Consider the following 20,053-nt stretch of genomic DNA (forward strand, 5'->3'; position numbering starts at 1 on the left):
CGAACACCACGACCATTCGACCAGCGGCGAACGAACACCACGACCATTCGACCAGCGGCGAACGAACACCACGACCATTCGACCAGCGGCGAACGAACACCACGACCATTCGACCAGCGGCGAACGAACACCACGACCATTCGACCAGCGGCGAACGAGTATCACGACCGTTCGACCAGCGGCGAACGAGTATCACGACCGTTCGACCAGCGGCGAACGAGTATCACGACCGTTCGACCAGTGGTGAACGAGTATCACGACCGTTCGACCAGTGGTGAACCTCTGCAATTTCGATTGAAATTGGCAAACATCGCCCCCGCACCTCACGTCGAGAACGACGCCAATTTCGATTGAAATTGCTACACACAAAAATCAACCACCTACCGCTTTGAACCCAAAATCACCCCGTCCCCAACGCCACCTCCCCTCGCTGGTCACAGCGGGTATCACCACCGATCGACCGGAGGCGATACCCAGCGGACTTAGCGAGCAGCGACGCCCGTCGCGCACGGGGTCACGTTGAGTTCAAAGCGGCAGGTGGTCACCTCGTGTAACGCAATTTCAATCGAAATTGGCACCGTTTCGACCATCCCTGCGGTTGGGCACGCAGCCAATTTCAATCGAAATTGCGACCGTCACCCCCAGGCGCAAGGTGAAGACCCCGCCGGAACCCGACACAACCACCCCCGCGCGAGGCGATGGTCGCTCCTACATCCACCAGGGACGAGACCCTGGTCTGAGCAAAAGTCGACAACTCGGGTGAGGTGGGCAACCTTCCGGGCATGATGGCGCACGTGTCCAGCTGGGTACACGATGACCGGCAGCGACCCGGAACACCCCGACATCCCAGGTCGCTGCCGGACCCGTCTTCGCCGATCCTCGCGAGCGCCGCATGATCTCGCAGCCCCACCTGATCGCTCGGGTGCGCGCCGAGCTCGCCCGCGGCGAGCGGGACCGGTCCTGCCACTTCTTCCCGCTGCCTGCCGAGGGCAGCATGCCCTCCGTGCTGCACGCCTACTGCGGGTTCGCCATCCGCCCTGGTGAGGCCGAGCCGCTGGACGCTCCGGTCGGCATGCCGTGCACGAGCTGCTTGATGGCCGCCGCGCTCTCGTCCTGAGCCGGTGATCCGGACCGAAACGGCTGATCACCCATTAACTGTGAGTTGTTCTGCCGAACCCCAAGCTTCACCCCATGTGGTCATGAGAGAGTTTGATATCAGCGTCGGGGCGGGGAACCGGCCGCTCCCTGTGTTCGTCGGATCCGCCAGACCCGCGCTATCGAGTGACCGCCGGGGTGTGGGGGCGATCAATGCAGGGCTGGATGAGGAGTCGGGGACAACAGCGCGAGATGAACACGACGCAGCAGCCGAATCGACCGGTCATCACACCCGCCATGCGGGAACAGGCCACGAAGCAGCCCAACACCTGGCTGTACGTGGTCGATCCGATCTTCACCGATCCGAGCGCCGAGGTCCCGCCGTGGGGCTTCATCGGCGGCTACCGGGTCGATGAGAAGGGCGAGATCACCGACGACTTCTCCCCCAACCCGAACTACCGGCCGTCACCGGTCGCGCTGCGGCTGCCCGCGCCGACCAACGACGTCGAGCGCGCCCTCCAGCTGACCACCACCGGCTACGCGCAGGGGCACGCGCTGCTGACCGCGATGCTGGACGCCGAGCTGATCCTGTTCGCGCAGCCGCAGGGCACCGGCCTGTTCACGATGGAGCACGAGTCGGGGCGCCGGCAGCTCCAGGTGTTCACCTCCGAGGGCTTCCTGCCGCCGAACTGGACGACCTGGCAGCGGATGACCGGTCGCCAGCTGGCCGCGCACAACCCGGCCGGCATCGACGTCCAGGTGAACCCGACCAGCCCGGTCAAGGCCCGGGTGCCCGCCGAGGACCTGGTCAAGGCCGCCGCCTCGGTGCCGCCGAAGGCCCCCGGCGGCCCGGTGAACTCCCCCGCCACCGGCATGCCCGCGGTCGCTCCGCCGTCCCCGCCCAACGGCACGCCGGTGCCGAACGGCGCCGCGCCCGCGCCGCAGCCCCCGGCGCCGATCGACCCGGTCGAGACGGAGTTCGGCCGCCGCTTCCTGGGTTCGATGCTGGCCGGTGCGATCGGTGACGCGCTGGGCGCGCCGGTCGAGTTCTACCCGGTCGACCAGATCCGCAGCCGCTTCGGCGCGATGGGCGTCACCGAGTACGACCGCACCGGCGACCAGCCCGGCGAGTTCACCGACGACACCCAGATGACCCTGTTCACCCTGGAGGGCCTGATCCGCGGTCACATCGCGGTCCGGGCCGGGGCGGACAACCCGCTGTCGGCGATCCAGCTGGCCTACCAGCGCTGGCTGCACACCCAGGGCTACGCGTGGATGCGGGCCGCCGGGCCGTACGCGATCAGCCACCCCAAGGCCAACGGCTGGCTGATCGAGCAGCACGACCTGTTCGCCGTGCGCTCGCCGAACAGCAGCTGCATCACCGCGCTCCGCGAGTTCGCCTCGGTCGGCGCTCCCGGCACCTTCTCGCGCCCCATCAACGACTCGCCCGACTGCGGTGGCGTGGTGCGCGCCGCCCCGGTCGCGCTGTGGTCCGACGACCCGAAGCAGGTCTTCGAGCTGGCCGCCGCGACCGCGGCGCTGACCTACTCGCAGCCCAACGGCTACCTGCCCGCCGGCGTGTTCGCGGTGATCGTCCACCGGTTGCTGCGCGAGGCGACGCTGGAGGAAGCGGTGCGCCAAGCCCGCGAGCTGCTGGTGCAGTACGCGGACCACGAGGACACCGAGCGCGCACTGCAGGCCGCCGAGGACCTCGCCGCGCAGGGGAAACCGACCCCGGAGCAGCTCAAGGACTCGCTGGGCGGCGGCTGGGCCGGGCACGAGGCCCTGGCCATCGCGGTGTGCGCGGCGCTCAGCACCGACAGCATCGCCGCCGCGCTGATGGTGGCGGTCAACCACTCCGGCGACAGCGACTCCACCGCGGCGATCTGCGGCAACATCGTCGGTGCCCGCTACGGCGCGCCCGCGCTGCCGGGCGTCTGGCTGCGCGACCTCAAGCAGCGGGAAGTCGTCGAATCCCTCGCCAAGGACGCGTTGCTGGAGTTCAGCCCGACGCCGCCGGGCGGTGACGCCTGGGAGGCGCGCTACCCGGCTGCCAAGGACGTCTCCGACCTGGACTTCACCTCCACCCTGCCGCTCGTCTCGGACAAGCCCGCCGCGGAAGCCGCGCCGGCGGAGGAAGCCGTCGAAGCGGAGAGCGCCGCCGCGGACGTCGAAGAAGCCGCGGTCGACCAGGACTCCGACGAGACCCCGGCCGACGAAGAAGCCGAAGCTCCGGCCGAAGAGGCCCAGGATTCCGACGAGCCCGCAGCCGCCGACGAAGAAGCCGCTGCCGACGAGGACTCGGACGAATCCGAAGCGACGTCCGACGACGACACCGCAGTGGAGGAAGCCGAGCCCCCGGCGGCACCGGTCGTCGCGGAAGCGGCAGCTGACAAACCCGAGACCGACGAGCCCGCCGATCCGGAGGACCTGCGCGCGCAGCGGATCCTCGGCTTCCTGCTCGGCGGGGCCGCCGGTGACGCCCTCGGCTACCCGATCGAGGACGACTCGCTGCAGGACATCCGCCGCAAGTACGGCTCGGCCGGGCTCACCGACTTCGTCGACGCGCACCGACCCGGCGGCTCGGTCAGCGACGAGACCCAGATGACGATGTTCACGCTGGAAGGCCTGATCCGGGCGAGCGTCCGGCGGCGGCTGTTCGGCGAGAACGAACCGGCCACCCAGGTCCAGCACGCCTACCAGCGCTGGCTGCACACCCAGGGCTTCGACTGGCGGGAAGCCGGCGGACCGCTGGCGGCGACCCCGCCGGACGGCTGGCTGATCCGGCAGAAGGGCCTGTTCGTCCGCCGCGCGCCCGGCACGACGTGCATCCAGGCGCTGCACGGCTACGCCAACGGCAAGCCGCAGGGCTCGTTCACCAACCGGCTCAACGACTCCAAGGGCTGCGGCGGCGTGATGCGGGCGGCCCCGGCCGCGCTGTGGTCGACCGATTCCGCCGAGGTGTTCCAGGTCGGCGCGATGACCGCGCTGCTCACGCACGGCAACCCGAGCGGCTTCCTGCCCGCCGGTGCGCTGGCCGTGATCGTCCAGCAGCTGCTGGACGGCCGGTCGCTGCCGGAAGCGGTGGACGGCGCGCTCACCGAACTGTCCAAGTGGGACGGTCACGAGGAGACCTCGGCGGCGCTGCGCGCGGCCATCGAGCTCGCCGCCGGCGGCGAGCCGACGCCGGAGCAGATCCAGGACTCCCTCGGCGAGGGCTGGTTCGGCGAGCAGGCGCTGGCGATCGCGGTGTGCGCGTCGCTGACCCACCCGAAGTCGTTCGCCGACGCGGTGGTGCTGGCCGCGAACCACTCCGGCGACAGCGACTCCACCGCGGCGATCTGCGGCAACATCATGGGTGCGGCGCTGACCTCGGAGGCCATCCCGCAGACCTGGCGCGACAAGCTGGAGCTGCGCGAGGTCATCGAGCAGCTGGCCGCCGACGCGATCCGCGAGTTCGGCCCGAACCCGCCGCGCGACGCCGACTGGCTGGACCGCTACCCCATCGGCGCGGACGAGCCCGCCGAGCAGGACACCCCCGACGAGCAGCCGGAACCGGCCGAGGAGTCGGCCGCCGCGATCGAGGAACCGGTCGAGGAGCAGGCTGAAGCCGTTGCGGAGACCGATGAGCAGCCCGAGTCCGAACCGGTCGCGGAGGACGCGGAGCAGTCCACCGCAGTCGCGGCCGGGGTGGCTGCCACTGCCGTTGCCGCCGCCGGAGCGGCCGCCGTCGCGGTGACCGACGAGCCCGCCGAGGAAGAGGATTCCGCCGTCGAAGAGCAGCCCGCCGAGGAGGCGGAGTCCACCGAGGAACCCGCCGCTGAGGAAGCCGAGGCCACCGAAGTGCAGGTCGAACCGGTCGCCGAGGAGCCGGTGGCCGAACCGGCCGACGACGACGCGGACGACGGGCTCTCCAACGAGGAGCTGCAGCTGCTCGCCGCCTGGCGGAAGTTCCGCGACAACGAGGACGGCAACTCCGCGGACCTCACGCAGGACCTGCACAAGCTGCTCGTCGAGGCCTTCGGCGCGGAGCGCGCGGCGCAGCTGATCGGCGAGGCCGCCGAGACCGAGGACGAGGGCGAACTGGTCGCCGAGACCCAGGTCCAGCTCAGCCGCGACGAGCGGGTGGCGGGCTGCGTGCTGGGCACCGCCGTCGGCGACGCGCTCGGCGCGCCGTGGATGTTCTCCGACCTGAGCACGATCCTGCGCGAGAACCCGGAAGGCGTCCGGGAGATGGCCGAAGCCTTCGGCAAGCGGGCCGCGGCCACCGCGCACGGGCAGCAGACCGCGTTCGTCCTGGACGCCCTGATCCGCACCCGCGTCCGCTCGGTGCAGCGCGGCATCAGCGAGCACTGGCCGTCGGTGGTGCGCGGAACCCTGCTGCACTGGATGCACACGCAGGGCGTGAAGCTGCGCAGCGGCGTCTTCCAGCTCGGTGCGCTCGCCGAGACCGAGGCCCTGCAGGCGCAGCGGTTCCCGGACGAGGCGACGCTGACCGCGCTGGCCCGCTTCTCGGACCGCCGCGAGGTCCCGACGCCGAGCAACCCGCCGAACTCGGCTCGCACCGCAGCAGCGGCCGTGCGCGGTGCGGCGATCGGCTTCGAGTTCACCTCGCCGCAGGACGCGATCGTCCACGGCGCGGAGATCGCCGCGGTCACCCACGGGCACCCGGACGGCTACCTCACCGCTGGTGCGCTGGCCGGGCTGGTGTGCTCGCTCAACAACGGGCAGACCCTGGTCGACGCCGTGCACTCGGTGCTCGCCGAGCTGGACCAGATGGAGGTCGCGGAGGGCATCACCCAGGGGCTGCGCTCGGCCCTCGAGATCGTCGGCAGCGGGCAGGTCTCGCCCACCCGCTTCGAGGAGCTGGGGCTGGGCTGGCAGGCGCCGGAAGCGCTGGCGATCGCCGTCGCCGCGGCGCTGGCGCACCCGAACTCCTTCGCCGACGCGGTCTCGCTGGCGGCCACCCACTCCGGCAACACCGCGACCACCGCGGCGATCTGCGGCAGCCTGCTCGGGGCGGCGCGCGGCACCGAGCAGATCCCGGCCGAGTGGCTGGAAGAGCTGGAGCTGCGGGAAGTCCTCACCGAGCTGGTCGCCGACGAGCAGCGGGCTCGCGCCGAGATCACCTCCGACCAGCAAGTGCCCGACTGGGCGCAGCGCTACCTCGGATAGACCGCGTGGACGAATCCCGGCTGGACGACTCGGAGCGAGCGCTGCTCGCGGCTTGGCGCAAGGCGCGAGCCGCTGGCGAGCGCGACCCGGTGGAGCAGCAGCTGCTGGAGACCTGGCGGCGGTGGCGGGAACGGCCCGCCACCGCACCGCTGTGGGCGGCGGCCCTGCAGCACCGGTTCGGCGACGAGTCCCCACCGGTGCCCGACACGGGATTGGCCGACCGCGACGGCCCGCTCCCGGAAGCCCCCAGCCGGCTGCTCGGCATGCTGCTGGGCGGCGCGGTGGGCGAGTTCGTCGCCCTCGGCGAGGTCGGGCAGCGCACCAGCGCGCTGCTCTTCGCCCTGGAAGGCATGATCCGGGCGCACACGCAGGCGCGCGCGTCCGGCGAAGGCGATCCGCTCGGCTTCGCGCTCAACGGCTTGCGGCGCTGGCTGCATACCCGCGGCGTTCCGTGGCGGGACTGCGGAACCGACACCGCGCAGCCGAACGGCTGGCTGGTGCGGGAACGGCTCCTGCACTCGCCGCGAACCGACGAACCGACGATGCTCACCGCACTGACGCGCGTCGCCGCCGGGCACGCAGCCGGGACCCGCAAGAAGCCGATCAACAGCTCCGCCTCGGCCACCGCGGTACCGCTGGGCGCGCTCGCGGCGCTGTGGTCGGGTGATCCCGGCACCGTGTTCGCGCTGGGCGGTGACCTCGCCGCGCTCACCCACGGACACGTCAACGGGCACAGCCCGGCCAGCGTCCTCGGCGTGTCGATGCTGTGGCTGCTGCGCGGGAACCCGCTGGAAACCTCGCTGCAGCAAGGCATTTCCGGTTGGCAACCGGCCCGCAGCACCTTCGCGCACGCGCTGCGGCTGGGCCACGTCAGCCCGGCCGGGTTCCACCCCGGACCGCAGAACCTCAACGCCATGCAGTCCGGTCGCAGCGGCCTGGACGCCCTGGCGATAGCGATGCGAGTGGCGGTGGCGTGCGAGGACGACTTCGCTGCGGCGATCCGCGCGGCGAGCGACCACGACGGCGATACCGCCAGCTCAGCGATGCTGTGCGGGCAGCTGCTCGGCGCGCTGCGCGGTCCGACGGCGATCCCCGCCGAGCTGCTCGACGCACTGCCGATCACGTCCCTGGTCGAGCGGATCGCCGTCGACGCGGCAGCGGAGTTCGGGCCGTACCCGGACGAATCCGAGACCTGGGAGCGCCGCTACCCGACCACCGACGCGGCCGAACCGGCACCGTCCACAGCGGACTACCGCACCGGGCTGACCGCGGTCCCCCGGCTGGCCGCATCCCGCGACCGGTTCGTGGGCGCGGTGCTGGGCTGCGCGGTCGGCGAAGCCCTCGGCATCCCGGTGGCCGCGGACAGCTGGGAGGAGATCCGCTCCCGGCACGGCGCCGACGGGCTGACCGGTTACGTCCCCGCCGGGCACCCCTCGGGTCGCCTCGGCAGCGACACCCAGCTGCTGCTGTTCTCGCTGGAAGGCACGATCCGCGCCAACGTCAGCCGCCGCACCCGCGGAACCGACGACCCGACCCGGCACATCCAGCACGCCTACCAGCGCTGGCTGCACACCCAGCACCTGAGCTGGCCGCGCGCGGCGGGCGAGTTCCTGCGCACCACACCGGAACCGGACGGCTGGCTGGTCCAGCAGCGGGCGCTGTTCCAGACCCGCAACCCGGGCCGGACGATGATGCGCACGCTGATCGCCTTCGCCAAGGGCCAGCAGCAGATGGGGACCCCGGAGCAGCCGGTCAGCGACTCGTCGGGCAGCAGCGCGATCATGCGAGCGGTGCCCGCGGCGCTGTGGAGCAGCGACCCGGCCGAGGTCTTCGAGGTCGGCACGACCACCGCAGCCCTGACCCACGGCCACCCGACGGCCCGCCTGAGCGCAGGCGCACTGGCCTTCCTCACGTCCCGACTGCTCGCCGGCGAACCGCTGAGCGCCGCCGTGGACGACGTGTTCGGGCAGCTCGCGGCGCACTCCGGGCACGAGGAGGTCACCCGCCGGATCGGCGCAGCGACCGAGCTGGCCCGCGACGGCCGGGTACCACCGGGCGAGGTGGAGCGCACCCTCGGCACCGGCTCGACGGCGGCGGAAGCCCTGTCCATCGGCCTCTACGCGGCGCTCGTCGGCGAAGGCGACTTCGACGCCGCGCTCCCGGTGGCGGTCAACCACTCCGGCAACAGCGCGACGACCGGAGCGGTCTGCGGCTGCCTGGTGGGTGCGGTGGCCGGAGCACGCCGCATCCCGGAGCGCTGGACGTCCGAGCTGGAACTGCACGAGGTGATCGAACGCCTCGCCCACGACGCGGTCCTCGAGTTCGGCCCCCGCCCACCCGACTGGTCCGACCGCTACCCACCCACCTGACCCGGTGGACCGCAGTTTCAATTGAAACTGCGCCCTCCCTGCGTGTCGGACCCCGGTGTGTCGTGCCCCGACACGCCGACACTCGCGGACAAGTCGTCCGGCCCGTGGAGAACTTCCGCAACTTCAATGGAAATCAGACCTCGAAATTCCATTGAATTTCAATCCCCGCCGGTGACCGCATCGCCACGCTGGGCGAGTAGGGCAACGGTGCGACGTGGATCACTGGTCGGTCTGTGGTTAGCGCGGTTAACGTGCCTGTCATGGATGAACTCGTGCACCTGGTCGTGGCCGACGGCGTCGCCACGATCACCCTGGATTCGCCGCGCAACCGCAACGCCCTGTCCGCCCAGCTGCGCAAGGAGCTGCGGCAGCACCTGACGTCCGCGATCGCCGACGACGCGGTGCGCGTGATCGTCCTGGACCACACCGGCACGGTGTTCTGCGCGGGGATGGACCTCAAGGAATCGCGCTCGGCCGACGCCGAGAACCAGGGCGTGCAGGAGTTCCCGGCGATCCTGGAGCAGATCTGGACCTGCCCGAAGCCGGTCGTGGCCAAGCTGGCCGGCCCGGCCCGCGCCGGCGGGGTCGGCATCATCGCGGCCTGCGACATCGCGGTCGCGGTGGACACCGCCACCTTCGCCTTCTCCGAAGTCCGCATCGGCGTGGTGCCCGCGGTGATCTCGGTGACCGTGCTGCCCCGCCTGACCACCCGCCAGGCGCACGAGCTGTTCCTCACCGGCGAGACCTTCGACGCCCGCCGCGCGGCCGAGATCGGCCTGATCAACTCCGCGGTGCCCGCCGACGACCTGGACGCGGAGGTCAAGCGCTACGCGGACATGCTCGCCCTCGGCGCCCCGAACGCCCTGGCGGCGACCAAGGAGATGCTGACCGCCCAGCGCCCGCCGGCGATGAGCGAAGCCTTCGAGCAGATGCTCGAGCTCTCGGCCGAGCACTTCGCAGGCGAGGAGGGCCAGGAAGGCATGAAGGCCTTCGCCGAGAAGCGGAAGCCCTCCTGGGTCCCCGACGCCCTCAAGTGACCTGGCGAAAGTCCCGCCCGCCGCGGGGCGGGACTTTCCGGTCGAGCGATCACTCCTTGGTCAGGACCGAGGTGAAGGTGCGGCCGCAGATCGGGTGTTCCGCCGCGTCGCGCAGGACCGCGTTGATCCGGCCGAAGGCCTTCGGGTCGTGCTCGGCCAGGGCCTGGAAGCCGGACCAGACCAGCACGTGCTCGCCCTCGGACAGCCAGGACAGGTCGGTCAGGCAGTCGTAGAGGGCGTCCAGGTTCCGGCCCGCCCACTCCGGGAAGTTCAGCACAGCGGCGATGCCATCGAGCGTCGTCCGCTTGCTGATCAGGTCAGAACCGTCGAGCAGGTGCGCGGTCGCCCCGCGCTCCTCTGCTTCCTGCACGGCCTCGCGCGCCGAGACGTCGGCGGATGGGTGCTCCACCTCGCTCACCGGCTGCTCCTTCCGCACCCTGATGGCCCATTTAGTCGCAAACATCGCACTCAACCCGTGGTGTCGACAACCACGAAGGACTCGTAGTGATCGCCTGTGTAGTAAAGCTCAGAGTGGTCACCGGTGACCAGTCGTCGGGCACCCCGGTCGCGAGATCCCGGCGTCGGCACCGTGTACTCGTGGTAGTAGCCCGACTTCTCCTTGGGCAGGACGCCTTCCCGGTTGCCGAAGACCGTGCCGTCCTTCTGCGGGTACGGGAACGGTCCGTTGCTCTGGATCAGCTTCCAGGTCTTGCCGGCCTCCGGCGGGAGCGTCGACAGCTCCTTGACCGGCAGACCGGAGTCGGCACCGGGCACCTCCTGGACCTGCTGGCTGGCCGGCGCCTTGTCGTCGACGACGACGTCGCGGGCGAACCAGCCGCCGACCACCAGGACGATGAGCCCGATCAACGCCGACGTAATGCGCTTCCGCGAGGTCACGCCGTCTCCTTCCGACCCCGGGAGGACGCGCCGTCGCGGCGGCCGACCGGGGGCTCGGCATCGCGCACGCGGGTGAGCTTCGCGCCGAGCCCGTCGATGCCGCGATCGATCACGCGCGCCAGGCCCCAGCACAGCGGCAGCAGCACGGCGAACACCAGCACTACCTGCAGCGGGTACGGCAACTGCACGAGCCAGAGCTCGACGCCGTCGTACCACTCGACAAGCCACTCAAACACAGAGCGCCAGGGTACGCGCGGCTCCGCGCCGCCGTGCGCCACCCCGCCCCTCCGGGCGTGGGCGATGTGTCGATTTCGCGAAAAATCGCCGTCCGCCCCGGCCCGGGACGGTTCCCGGCGAAATCGACACCCGGCTCCGGCCCGCGCGGAAGCCGCATCGCACCTGGTCAGAGCCCCGGAACGACAGCGGCCCAGGCCGCTGGGGCCCGGGCCGCTGATGGGCGCTCAGCTCAGGACGAGTGCTCCCGGACGGACTTGATGATCGCGCCGAAGTCCAGGTCGCCGCCGCCCTCCTCGTTGAAGCGGCGGTAGAGCTCGGTGGCCAGGCGGCCGATCGCGATGTCGGTGCCGCTCTGCTCGGCCGCCGAGGTGGCCAACCGGAGGTCCTTGAGCATCAGCGCGGCGGCGAAGCCGGGCTCGTAGTCGTGGTTGGCGCGGCTGGTCTCCACCAGGTCCGGTACCGGGCAGTTCGTGGTCAGCGCCCAGCACTGCCCGGTGGAGACCGACGCCACGTCGTAGAGCGCCTCGTGCGACAGCCCGAGCCGCTCGCCGAGCACGAACGCCTCGCTGACCGCGACCATCGATGCCCCGAGGATGAGGTTGTTGCACATCTTGGTGACCTGGCCGTTGCCCGGCCCGCCGCAGTGGATCACCTTGCGGGCCATCGGCTCCAGCAGTGGTTCGGCGCGGCGGAAGGCGTCCTCCGAGCCGCCGACCATGAACGTCAGCGTGCCCGCTTCCGCCCCGGCCGTGCCGCCGGACACCGGCGCGTCGACGGAGTCGAACCCGGCCTTCTCGGCCCGCTCGTGCGCCGCCCTGGCGTCCGCCACATCCACAGTGGACGAGTCGACCAGCAGCGCGCCGGGCTTGGCCGCGGCCAGCACCTCGTCGTAGCACTCGAGCACGTGCTTGCCGCTGGGCAGCATGGTGATCACCGCATCGGCACCGGCGACCGCGTCGGCCACCGACGCCACGGTGGTCACGCCGTGCTGTGCGGCGACCTCCAGCGCAGCCGGGATCAGGTCGAAGCCCTGCACGGTGTGCCCGGCCTTGACCAGGTTCGCCGACATCGGACCGCCCATGTGGCCCAGCCCGATGAAACCGATGACAGCCATTGTCACAACCTTTCTGCGCTGGAACTTCGGAGTCGGGGCCGACGCGAGGTCAGCCGAACAGCTTCGGCTCGCCCGCGACCGGGGCGAAGAACTCGGCCACCCGCGCGTCGTCCACTTCGGACAGCTGCGGCGGCGACCACTTCGGGTTGCGGTCCTTGTCGACCAGGGTCGCCCGCACCCCCTCGACGAAGTCACCGATGCGCACGCAGGCCATGGCCAGCCGGTACTCCTGCACCAGCGCCTCCTCCAGCGAGGCGTAATCGCTGCGCAGGGCCTTGAGCGTGACCTTCAGCGAGGTCGGCGACTTCTGCTCGATCGCCTCGGCGGCTTCGCGGGCCGCGGCTTCCGGACGCTCCCGCAGCCGGCGCAGGACCTCCTCGACGCTGTCCGCCGAGTAGGCCGCGTCGATCCACTCCCGGTGCTCGGCCAGCGGCGCGTCCGGAGTGGGTTCGGCGAACTTGCGCAGCACCTCGTCGACCGAGCCGCCGGACAACGCGTTGATGAGCTCGGGCAGGTTGGCGCTGTCGACGAAGTAGTCGGCCACGCCGCAGTGCACCGCGTCCGCTCCGCCGACCGGGCTGCCGGTCAGCGCCAGGTGGGTGCCGAGCTCACCGGGTGCGCGGGACAGCAGGTAGGTGCCGCCGACGTCCGGGATGAAGCCGATGCCGACCTCCGGCATGCCGACCTTGGAGCGCTCGGTGACCACCCGGTGCGAGCCGTGCGCGGAGATGCCGACGCCGCCGCCCATGGTGATGCCGTCCATGATCCCCACGACCGGCTTCGGATACCCCGCCAGCGCCGAGTTGAGCTGGTACTCCTCGGTCCAGAAAGCGATGGGCAGCGACTCGTCACCGGCCTTGACCGCGTCGTGCAACGCCCGGACGTCCCCGCCCGCGCACAGCCCGCGCTCGCCCGCTCCGTCGATCAGGACTGCCTCGATGTGCTCGGCGGTGCGCCACTGCTCGATGGCCTTCGCCATCTCCCGCACCATGCCCAGCGTCAGCGAGTTGAGCGCCTTGGGGCGGTTGAGCGTGATCCGTCCGAGCGAGCCCTGCTCGCGAACCAGGACCTCGGGCTCCGTCATACAGCCACTCCCCGTATCTCGTCATGCGCACCACCTGCCGCCTCCCACCGCAAATTCCATTGAAATCGGACGTTCGATTTCAATGGAATTCGCGGACCACCTCACCCGGACAGGAGGCTGCGGGAGACGATCAGGCGCATGATTTCGTTGGTGCCTTCCAGGATCTGATGCACCCGCAGGTCGCGGACGATCTTCTCCAAGCCGTACTCGGCAAGGTAGCCGTATCCACCGTGGATCTGAAGGGCTTCGTTGGCCACCGCGAACCCCGTATCGGTGGCGAGTCGCTTGGCCATCGCGCACAACCGGGTCGCCGACGAATCCTTGGCGTCCAGCGCCACCGCCGCCCGCCACAGCAGCAGCCGGGCGGCTTCCAGCTCGGTGGCCATGTCGGCGAGCTTGAACTGCAGCGCCTCGAACTCGCTGAGCTTGACCCCGAACGCGGTGCGTTCCCGCACGTAACCGAGGCTCTTGTCGAGCGCCGCCTGCGCGCCGCCCAGCGAGCACGCGCCGATGCTGAGCCGGCCGCCGTCCAGCCCGGTCATCGCGATCCGGAAGCCGATGCCCTCCTCGCCGAGCCGCTGGTCGGCGGGCACCCGGACGCCGTCGAAGATCACCTGCCTGGTGGGTTGGGCGTTCCAGCCCATCTTCTTCTCGTTCGCCCCGAACGACAGGCCCGGCGCGTCTGCCTCGACGACGAAGGTGGAGATGCCCTTCGCGCCCTGCTCACCGGTGCGGGCCATCACCACGTAGACGTCCGAGCTGCCACCACCCGAGATGAACTGCTTGACGCCGGTCAGCACGTAGTCGTCGCCGTCCCGGACCGCGCGGGTCTGCAGCGCGGCGGCGTCCGAACCAGCCCCGGGCTCGGTGAGGCAGTAGCTGGCCAGGCGCTGCATCGAGCACAGCTGCGGCAGCCAGCGGTTGCGCTGCTCGTCGGTGCCGAAGCGGTCGATCATGCCCGCGCACATGTTGTGGATGGAGATGTAGGCGGCGATCGACGGGTCGCCGCTGGCCAGCGCCTCGAAGATCAGCGCCGAGTCGAACCGGCTCAGGCCGCTGCCGCCGACGGATTCGTCGACGTAGACCCCGCCCATCCCGAGCTCCCCGGCCAGCCGCAGCGTCTCGACCGGGAAGTGCTTGGCCTGGTCCCAGTCGACGGCGTGCGGGGCGAGCTGCTCGGCGGCGAACTCCCGCGCGGCCTCCCGGATGGCGCGCTGGTCGTCGGTGAGCCCGAACGGCGACACCGGACCGGCTACGGCTGCAACGGACACGTCCACTCCTTCGCCTTCGGCGGTCTCGCGCGAAACCGCCACCTCCTGCGCAGGCAGCGGCCCCTCCCGCGGGGCCGCCGCTCGCCCGGGTTCAGTGCATGGTCGGGATGGTGAAGCTGGCGCCTTCCTTCAAGCCGGAAGGCCAGCGCGAGGTGACCGTCTTGGTCTTGGTGTAGAAGCGGATCGCGTCCGGGCCGTGCTGGTTGAGGTCGCCGAATCCGGAGCGCTTCCAGCCGCCGAAGGTGTGGTAGGCGATCGGCACCGGGATCGGAACGTTCACCCCGACCATGCCGGTGTTGACGCGGGAGACGAACTCGCGGGCCGCGTCACCGTCACGGGTGAAGATCGCGACGCCGTTGCCGTACTCGTGCTCGCTGGGCAGCCGCAGCGCCTCGTCGTAGTCGGCGGCGCGCACGATCGAGAGCACCGGACCGAAGATCTCCTCCCGGTAGATCCGCATGTCCGGGGTGACGTGGTCGAACAGCGAGGCGCCGAGGAAGAACCCGTCCTCGTTGCCGGCCAGCGTGAAGTCCCGACCGTCCACCACCAGCTGCGCGCCTTCGTCGACGCCCACGCCGATCAGGTCCAGGACCCGCTGCCGGGCCTGGCCGGTGACCAGCGGCCCGAAGTCGGCGCTCTCGTCGAAGCTGGTGCCGATCTTGAGCTGCCCCACCCGCTCGACCAGCTTCTCCACCAGCGCGTTCGCGGTGGCCTCGCCGACCGGCACGGCCACCGAGATGGCCATGCAGCGCTCGCCCGCCGAGCCGTAGCCGGCGCCGATCAGCGCGTCGACGGCCTGGTCGAGGTCCGCGTCGGGCATCACGATCAGGTGATTCTTGGCACCGCCGAAGCACTGCGCGCGCTTCCCGTGGGCCGCGGCGGTCGTGTAGATGTACTCGGCGATGTCCGAGGAGCCGACGAACCCGACGGCCTCGACGCGCGGCTCGGTGAGGATCGCGTCCACCGCGGTCTTGTCACCGTTGACGACGTTGAAGATCCCCGGCGGCAGCCCGGCCTCGATGAACAGCTCGGCCAGCCGCAGCGGCACCGAGGGGTCCCGCTCGGACGGCTTGAGGATGAAGGCGTTGCCGCAGGCGATGGCCGGTGCGGCCTTCCACAGCGGGATCATCGCCGGGAAGTTGAACGGCGTGATGCCGGCGACCACGCCCAGCGGCTGCCGCATCGAGTAGACGTCGATGCCGGTACCGGCGCTCTCGCTGTACTCGCCCTTGAGCAGGTGCGGGATGCCGACGGCGAACTCGACGACCTCCAGACCGCGCTGGATGTCGCCCTTGGCGTCGGCGACGGTCTTGCCGTGCTCGGAGGCCAGCAGCCGCGCCAGCGAGTCCATCTCCTCGTTGACCAGCTGCAGGAAGCGCATCAGCACCCGTGCCCGCTTCTGCGGGTTCAGCGCGGCCCAGGCAGGCTGCGCCTCGGCGGCGTTGTCGACAGCCGCCACGACCTCCTCCGCGGACGCCAGCGGAACCCGGGCCTGCACCTGCCCGGTGTTGGGGTCGAACACGTCGCCGAAGGAACCCGAGGTCCCCGCAACGCGCTTGCCACCGATGAAGTGCTCCAGCTCGTTGGTCATCTCGCAACGCACCTTCCGCCGTACCGGCCGGTAATTACTCGGAAGTCAAACCTTTGGTACCCCAATCATTCCCAGAAACACGTCTCCCGCAACAGGGTGTCGCCCATCACAGTTCAGCGAGTTTTCATCCGCAGCTCAGACCTCGTGAGTGTTTTGCGGTGTCATAGCGCCCCAAAGTGCTCACGAGCCTTGGCGCACCCCGGCTGACGTCACGACTCGAGGTAGTCGTTGAGGATCTTCGCGAGTTCGGGGCTGAGGGGGCGGTCGTCGGAGGTCGTGACCCAGGCGTAGGCGTCGTGTTCGGTCAGGCGCACGCCGTCGGCCGGTTCGACGGTCACCGACCAGGTGTGCTGGCGGTTGTGGCGGCCGCTGGCGCTGGTGTAGTCGAACGCGCCGAGGTATCCGGTGACCTCGGCGATGCGCAGGCCGGTTTCCTCGATCACCTCGCGGTGCAGCGCGGTGCTCAGGTCCTCACCGGGGTCGACCTTGCCGCCGGGGAACTCCCACTCCCCGCCCCGGGAATCCGTAGCGCACCGGCGGACCAGCAGAACTCGCCCGTCGACGTCGACGACACCGGCGACGATCTGCTGCTCGACACCATCCGCGGCGTCCTGGCGGGCCAAGTCGGCGACTTCGGCGGGGTGCATGCGGTGTCCTCCGGGGCTTTTCGTCACGGTACCGCAGGCAGATCCGCGCCTTCCCGCCCCAAGTGCTCGCCTCCCCCGATCGGCAGAGCCTCCTCGCCGCCGCGATCGGTGCAGACGTCACGGACGCTGGTTCCGCGCGCAGACCTGCTGGTTCCACTCCGAGCCGGTGGCGGGCCGGGAGTCCACAAAGCACAACCGCGCGCAGCGCGCTGAGCAGCGGTTGTGGGCTTAGGCTGCAACGCATGTCCTCCGAATCACCGGACATCTGGGCGATGGCCGACCTGGCCACGCCGTTCGCGGTTCGGACCGCGGCCACCCTGCGAGTGCCCGATGTGGTCAAGGACGGGCCGCTGCCGCTCGCCGAGATCGCGAAGCGCTGCAAGGCCGTGGCCGACCCGCTGGGCCGGGTGCTGCGATTCCTGGTGCACCGCGGCATGTTCACCGAGCCCGAACCCGACGTCTTCGGCCCCAACGACGCCTCCAACGCGCTGCTCAGCGACGTGCTCGACGGGCCGCGCCCCTGGCTGGACCTCGACGGCGCGGTCGGTCGCGCCGACCTCGCGTTCGTCGAGCTCATCGAGCAGGTGCGCGGGCACCACCCCGCGTACCCGGCGGCTTTCGGCCGGTCCTTCTGGGAGGACCTGGCGCACAACCCGCAGCTGTCGGACTCCTTCGACACGTTGATGGAGACCAAGACGCACGGGATCGCCCCGCTGGTCGCAGCCGCGCACGACTGGTCCCGCTACCGCCGGATCGCCGACATCGGCGGCGGGAAGGGCGTCCTGCTCGCCGAGATCCTGCGCAGCGGTCCAGAGCTGCGCGGCGTCCTGGTCGACCTGATCGGACCGACCCGCAACGCCATCGCCTACCTGCAGGAACGCGAGGTCTCGGACCGCGCCGAGGTGGTCGCGGCGAGCTTCTTCGAGCCGCTGCCGGTTCGCGCCGACGCGATGATCATCTGCGACGTGCTCGGCGACTGGGACGACGAGGACGCCGCCCAGATCCTGCGCCACTGCGGCCAGGCGTTGGAGCCCGGCGGCCGCGTGCTGATCGTCGAGCTGCTGCCGGACGACGACCGGATGCCGACGTTCACCGAGATGGACCTGCGGATGATGGTCTACGTCGGCGGCCGGATGCGCGACCTCGACCGCACCCAGCAGGTCGCGGCCGCGGCCGGGTTGTCCGTCGAGGACTTCACCATGCTGGACAACGGCTACGCCATCATCGAATGCCGCTGCGAGCGCTAGCCACCTTGGCGGCCAACGACTCGCGCCACTTCTCCGGCAGGTCCACCAGACCGCGTTCCACGTGGTCGGCCAACTCCGGGGCCCTGTTCATCGACAGCGCGAACACCTCGGCGACCTGCACGCCGTGGTCCGGTCGGGAGAGCACCTCGACGTTGTCACCGGCCGCGATCTCGCCCGGCTCCTCCACCGCGAGGTAGGCCCCGGTCCTGCCGTGCTCGGTGAACTGCTTGACCAGCGACGGGACGTCCCAGAACCCGGCGAAGACCCGGCACGGGGTGCGCGGACCGGTCACCCGGAGCACCGCGCCGCCGATCCGCCAGCGCTCACCGATCACCGCCGAGCTGCTGTCGACGTCGACCAGCGTCAGGTTCTCCCCGGCGTTGCCCGGCACCAGCCCACGTCCCAGCACCTCCGACCAGTGCTCGAGCTCTTCCCGGTCGAAGGCGTAAGCCGCCTGGTGCCAACTCCCGTGGTGCTTGCGGTCGCACACCGTGTCCCCGCGCACCCCGGACGGCTCGAACAGCACCGGGCCCGACGTCGGCTGCTTGTCGATACCGCTGCGACCGAGCCGCCCGGTCCACTCCCCGCTCCGAACCACCGCGACGTTCACCGACTCCACGATCCCCATGCCCAGAACCTACGCGGCGCCCAACCCGCGGCACCATCCGATTTCACGTGCTGGGCCTCGGCTCACGGTGCGGTGCCGGCCCGTCGCAGCGCGTCGCGAACAGCGGCCGCGTTCGGACGCAGTCCCGCTCGAACCGTTCGCAGTCAATCCACAATGGACCGACTGGAACACGCCCGGCCACCGGAGATGCGATCGGCGGAACCCCCGCTCTGAGATCATCTTCCGACGCGGTGCCCGCGCCCGCGGAACGCGCAGCTCAGCACCGCGCGCACCACAGCTCCCGAAACCCGCTCCCATCAGGTGATCCGGCACTCTTTCAACGGCATTCCTCCTCCCCTTTCGGCATAACGGAATTGAGGCGCTGATCGGAAAGGCAACGACCCATGAAGACCACCAAGCGCGGTAGCCTCGCGCTCCGCACCGCCAGCGGCGAAGACGCCACCGCCCTCGCCGAACTGCTCGGCACCGCCTACTGCGACGACCCGCGCATGGCCGCGCTGTTCCCCGATCAGGCGCGCCGGGAATCCCGGCTGCGCAGCCTCTTCTCCCTCCTGCTCGACCACGAGCACCTCAACCACCACACCGAGATCGCGATGCTGGACGGCAAGCCGCGGGCCGCAGCGGTGTGGGACCGGCCAGGTGACCGCCAGGAGCCCGCGCTCGGCCGGCGCCTCGCGTACCTGCCCGCGCTGTTCTCGGTGTTCCGGTGGCACCTCCGCGACGCCACGCGGGCGATCCAGGTGTTCACCGACACCGACAGCCACCGCCCGGACGAACCGCACTGGCACCTGTTCGCCCTCGCGACCGCCCCGCAGGCGCGCGGCGGCGGACTCGGCCTCGCGCTGCTGGAATCCGGACTCGCCCGAGCCGACGCCCAGCGCACGCCGGTGTACCTGGAAACCACCGCGAACGCCGGGGTCGCGCACTTCGAGCGGCTCGGCTTCCGGGTGATCCACGAGTTCCCGACCGCCGGCGACCTGACCGCCTACGGGATGTGGCGACCGACCCGGTCCTGATCGGCTCAGGGCCGCAGCCCGGCCACCAGGTCGGCGGGCGCGAACTCGACCGGGAACGGTCTCGGGGTCCGGAACACCTCCTCCCCCACCACGTGCGCCACCCGCTGGTACTCGCTACCGCCGACCAGCTCCCACGCGGTCACCGACGGCACCTCCAGATCCGGGTCCACCAGCCAGAAGTGCTGGGTGCCCAGCCTGGCGTGCACCGCCTTGCGCAGGGTCGCGTCGTTGAGCCGGCTGCTCGGCGAGGACACCTCGACCGCCAGCACCGGAGCAGTCGGCAGGTTCTTCAACGTCAGATCGGTGTAGCGGGCGACCACCAGGTCCGGCAGCAGCTCGGTGAAGACGTCCGGGCGGACCGCGAACGGCCCGGGCAGCACCCGCAGATCGGGCGGACTGGCTCGCCGCAGGGCGACGTGCAGCGCACCCAGCGCTTCCTGGTGCGGCCAGCCCGGCGCGGGGCTGATCACCAGCTCGCCGTCGACGAGTTCGTAGCGGCGCCCGTCGTCGGGCACCGATTCCAGGTCCCGGACGGTGAAGCGGCGGTTCTCCAGGTTGATCGACATGGTTCGGCTCCTCCGGTTCGCGGCCGGTCGGTTTTCCGGCCCCGTAATAAAGAGGAGCGAAGGTGCCGCACAGATACAG

16 protein-coding genes are annotated in these 20,053 nt (G+C 70.6%); 6 read left to right on the top strand and 10 right to left on the bottom strand.

The window, feature by feature from the left end; all coding sequences use genetic code 11:
- The first annotated feature begins 892 nt into the window (after positions 1-892).
- From OU415_RS28350 to OU415_RS28365, 4 genes are all read left to right on the top strand, one after another.
- Complete coding sequence (locus OU415_RS28350; protein WP_270952386.1) at positions 893-1,117, top strand: hypothetical protein; 225 nt, start codon at positions 893-895, stop codon at positions 1,115-1,117.
- A 230-nt stretch (positions 1,118-1,347) separates the two neighbouring features.
- The gene (locus OU415_RS28355) at positions 1,348-6,270 is read left to right on the top strand and encodes a type VII secretion system-associated protein (RefSeq protein WP_270952387.1); all 4,923 of its coding nucleotides are present in this window, start codon (positions 1,348-1,350) and stop codon (positions 6,268-6,270) included.
- Between the two features lie 5 nt (positions 6,271-6,275).
- On the top strand, positions 6,276-8,639 hold the full coding sequence (locus OU415_RS28360; RefSeq protein ID WP_270952388.1) for an ADP-ribosylglycohydrolase family protein: 2,364 nt from the start codon (positions 6,276-6,278) through the stop codon (positions 8,637-8,639).
- A 260-nt stretch (positions 8,640-8,899) separates the two neighbouring features.
- Positions 8,900-9,676 (top strand): enoyl-CoA hydratase family protein, encoded by a 777-nt coding sequence (locus OU415_RS28365; RefSeq protein WP_270952389.1) that lies wholly within the window; start codon positions 8,900-8,902, stop codon positions 9,674-9,676.
- A gap of 49 nt (positions 9,677-9,725) precedes the next feature.
- On the opposite strand, the gene OU415_RS28370 is transcribed toward OU415_RS28365, so the two are convergent.
- From OU415_RS28370 to OU415_RS28405, 8 genes are all read right to left on the bottom strand, one after another.
- On the bottom strand, positions 9,726-10,094 hold the full coding sequence (locus OU415_RS28370) for a barstar family protein (RefSeq protein ID WP_270952390.1): 369 nt from the start codon (positions 10,092-10,094) through the stop codon (positions 9,726-9,728).
- Positions 10,095-10,144: 50 nt separating this feature from the next.
- A complete protein-coding gene (locus OU415_RS28375) occupies positions 10,145-10,573 on the bottom strand; it encodes a ribonuclease domain-containing protein (RefSeq protein ID WP_270952391.1) in 429 nt (142 codons plus the stop codon).
- Positions 10,570-10,809 carry a hypothetical protein gene (locus OU415_RS28380; RefSeq protein WP_270952392.1) on the bottom strand — a complete coding sequence of 80 codons (240 nt, stop codon included), beginning with the start codon at positions 10,807-10,809 and terminating at the stop codon, positions 10,570-10,572. The genes OU415_RS28375 and OU415_RS28380 overlap by 4 nt, the downstream gene beginning before the upstream one ends.
- 230 nt (positions 10,810-11,039) lie before the next feature.
- Positions 11,040-11,924, bottom strand: coding sequence for a 3-hydroxyisobutyrate dehydrogenase (gene mmsB, locus OU415_RS28385; protein ID WP_270952393.1), 885 nt, complete (start codon positions 11,922-11,924; stop codon positions 11,040-11,042).
- A 49-nt stretch (positions 11,925-11,973) separates the two neighbouring features.
- On the bottom strand, positions 11,974-13,008 hold the full coding sequence (locus tag OU415_RS28390) for an enoyl-CoA hydratase/isomerase family protein (protein ID WP_270952394.1): 1,035 nt from the start codon (positions 13,006-13,008) through the stop codon (positions 11,974-11,976).
- 101 nt (positions 13,009-13,109) lie between these two features.
- Complete coding sequence (locus OU415_RS28395; RefSeq protein ID WP_270952395.1) at positions 13,110-14,279, bottom strand: isobutyryl-CoA dehydrogenase; 1,170 nt, start codon at positions 14,277-14,279, stop codon at positions 13,110-13,112.
- Between the two features lie 91 nt (positions 14,280-14,370).
- Positions 14,371-15,870 (bottom strand): CoA-acylating methylmalonate-semialdehyde dehydrogenase, encoded by a 1,500-nt coding sequence (locus OU415_RS28400; protein ID WP_270952396.1) that lies wholly within the window; start codon positions 15,868-15,870, stop codon positions 14,371-14,373.
- A gap of 209 nt (positions 15,871-16,079) precedes the next feature.
- A complete protein-coding gene (locus OU415_RS28405) occupies positions 16,080-16,517 on the bottom strand; it encodes an NUDIX hydrolase (RefSeq protein ID WP_270952397.1) in 438 nt (145 codons plus the stop codon).
- Positions 16,518-16,759: 242 nt separating this feature from the next.
- On the opposite strand from OU415_RS28405, the gene OU415_RS28410 reads away from it, so the two are divergent.
- Entirely contained in the window at positions 16,760-17,764 is a 1,005-nt protein-coding gene (locus tag OU415_RS28410) for a methyltransferase (protein WP_270952398.1), read from the top strand.
- Here the strand turns inward: OU415_RS28410 and OU415_RS28415 are convergent.
- Positions 17,739-18,392 (bottom strand): MOSC domain-containing protein, encoded by a 654-nt coding sequence (locus OU415_RS28415; protein ID WP_270952399.1) that lies wholly within the window; start codon positions 18,390-18,392, stop codon positions 17,739-17,741. The genes OU415_RS28410 and OU415_RS28415 overlap by 26 nt on opposite strands.
- A gap of 383 nt (positions 18,393-18,775) precedes the next feature.
- Here OU415_RS28415 and OU415_RS28420 point away from each other — a divergent pair, with 383 nt between their 5' ends.
- Complete coding sequence (locus OU415_RS28420; RefSeq protein ID WP_270952400.1) at positions 18,776-19,408, top strand: GNAT family N-acetyltransferase; 633 nt, start codon at positions 18,776-18,778, stop codon at positions 19,406-19,408.
- A gap of 5 nt (positions 19,409-19,413) precedes the next feature.
- On the opposite strand, the gene OU415_RS28425 is transcribed toward OU415_RS28420, so the two are convergent.
- The gene (locus OU415_RS28425) at positions 19,414-19,974 is read right to left on the bottom strand and encodes a Uma2 family endonuclease (protein WP_270952401.1); all 561 of its coding nucleotides are present in this window, start codon (positions 19,972-19,974) and stop codon (positions 19,414-19,416) included.
- Positions 19,975-20,053: the final 79 nt, after the last annotated feature.

This window comes from Saccharopolyspora oryzae (assembly GCF_027853915.1).
Taxonomy (GTDB): Bacteria; Actinomycetota; Actinomycetes; order Mycobacteriales; family Pseudonocardiaceae; genus Saccharopolyspora; species Saccharopolyspora oryzae.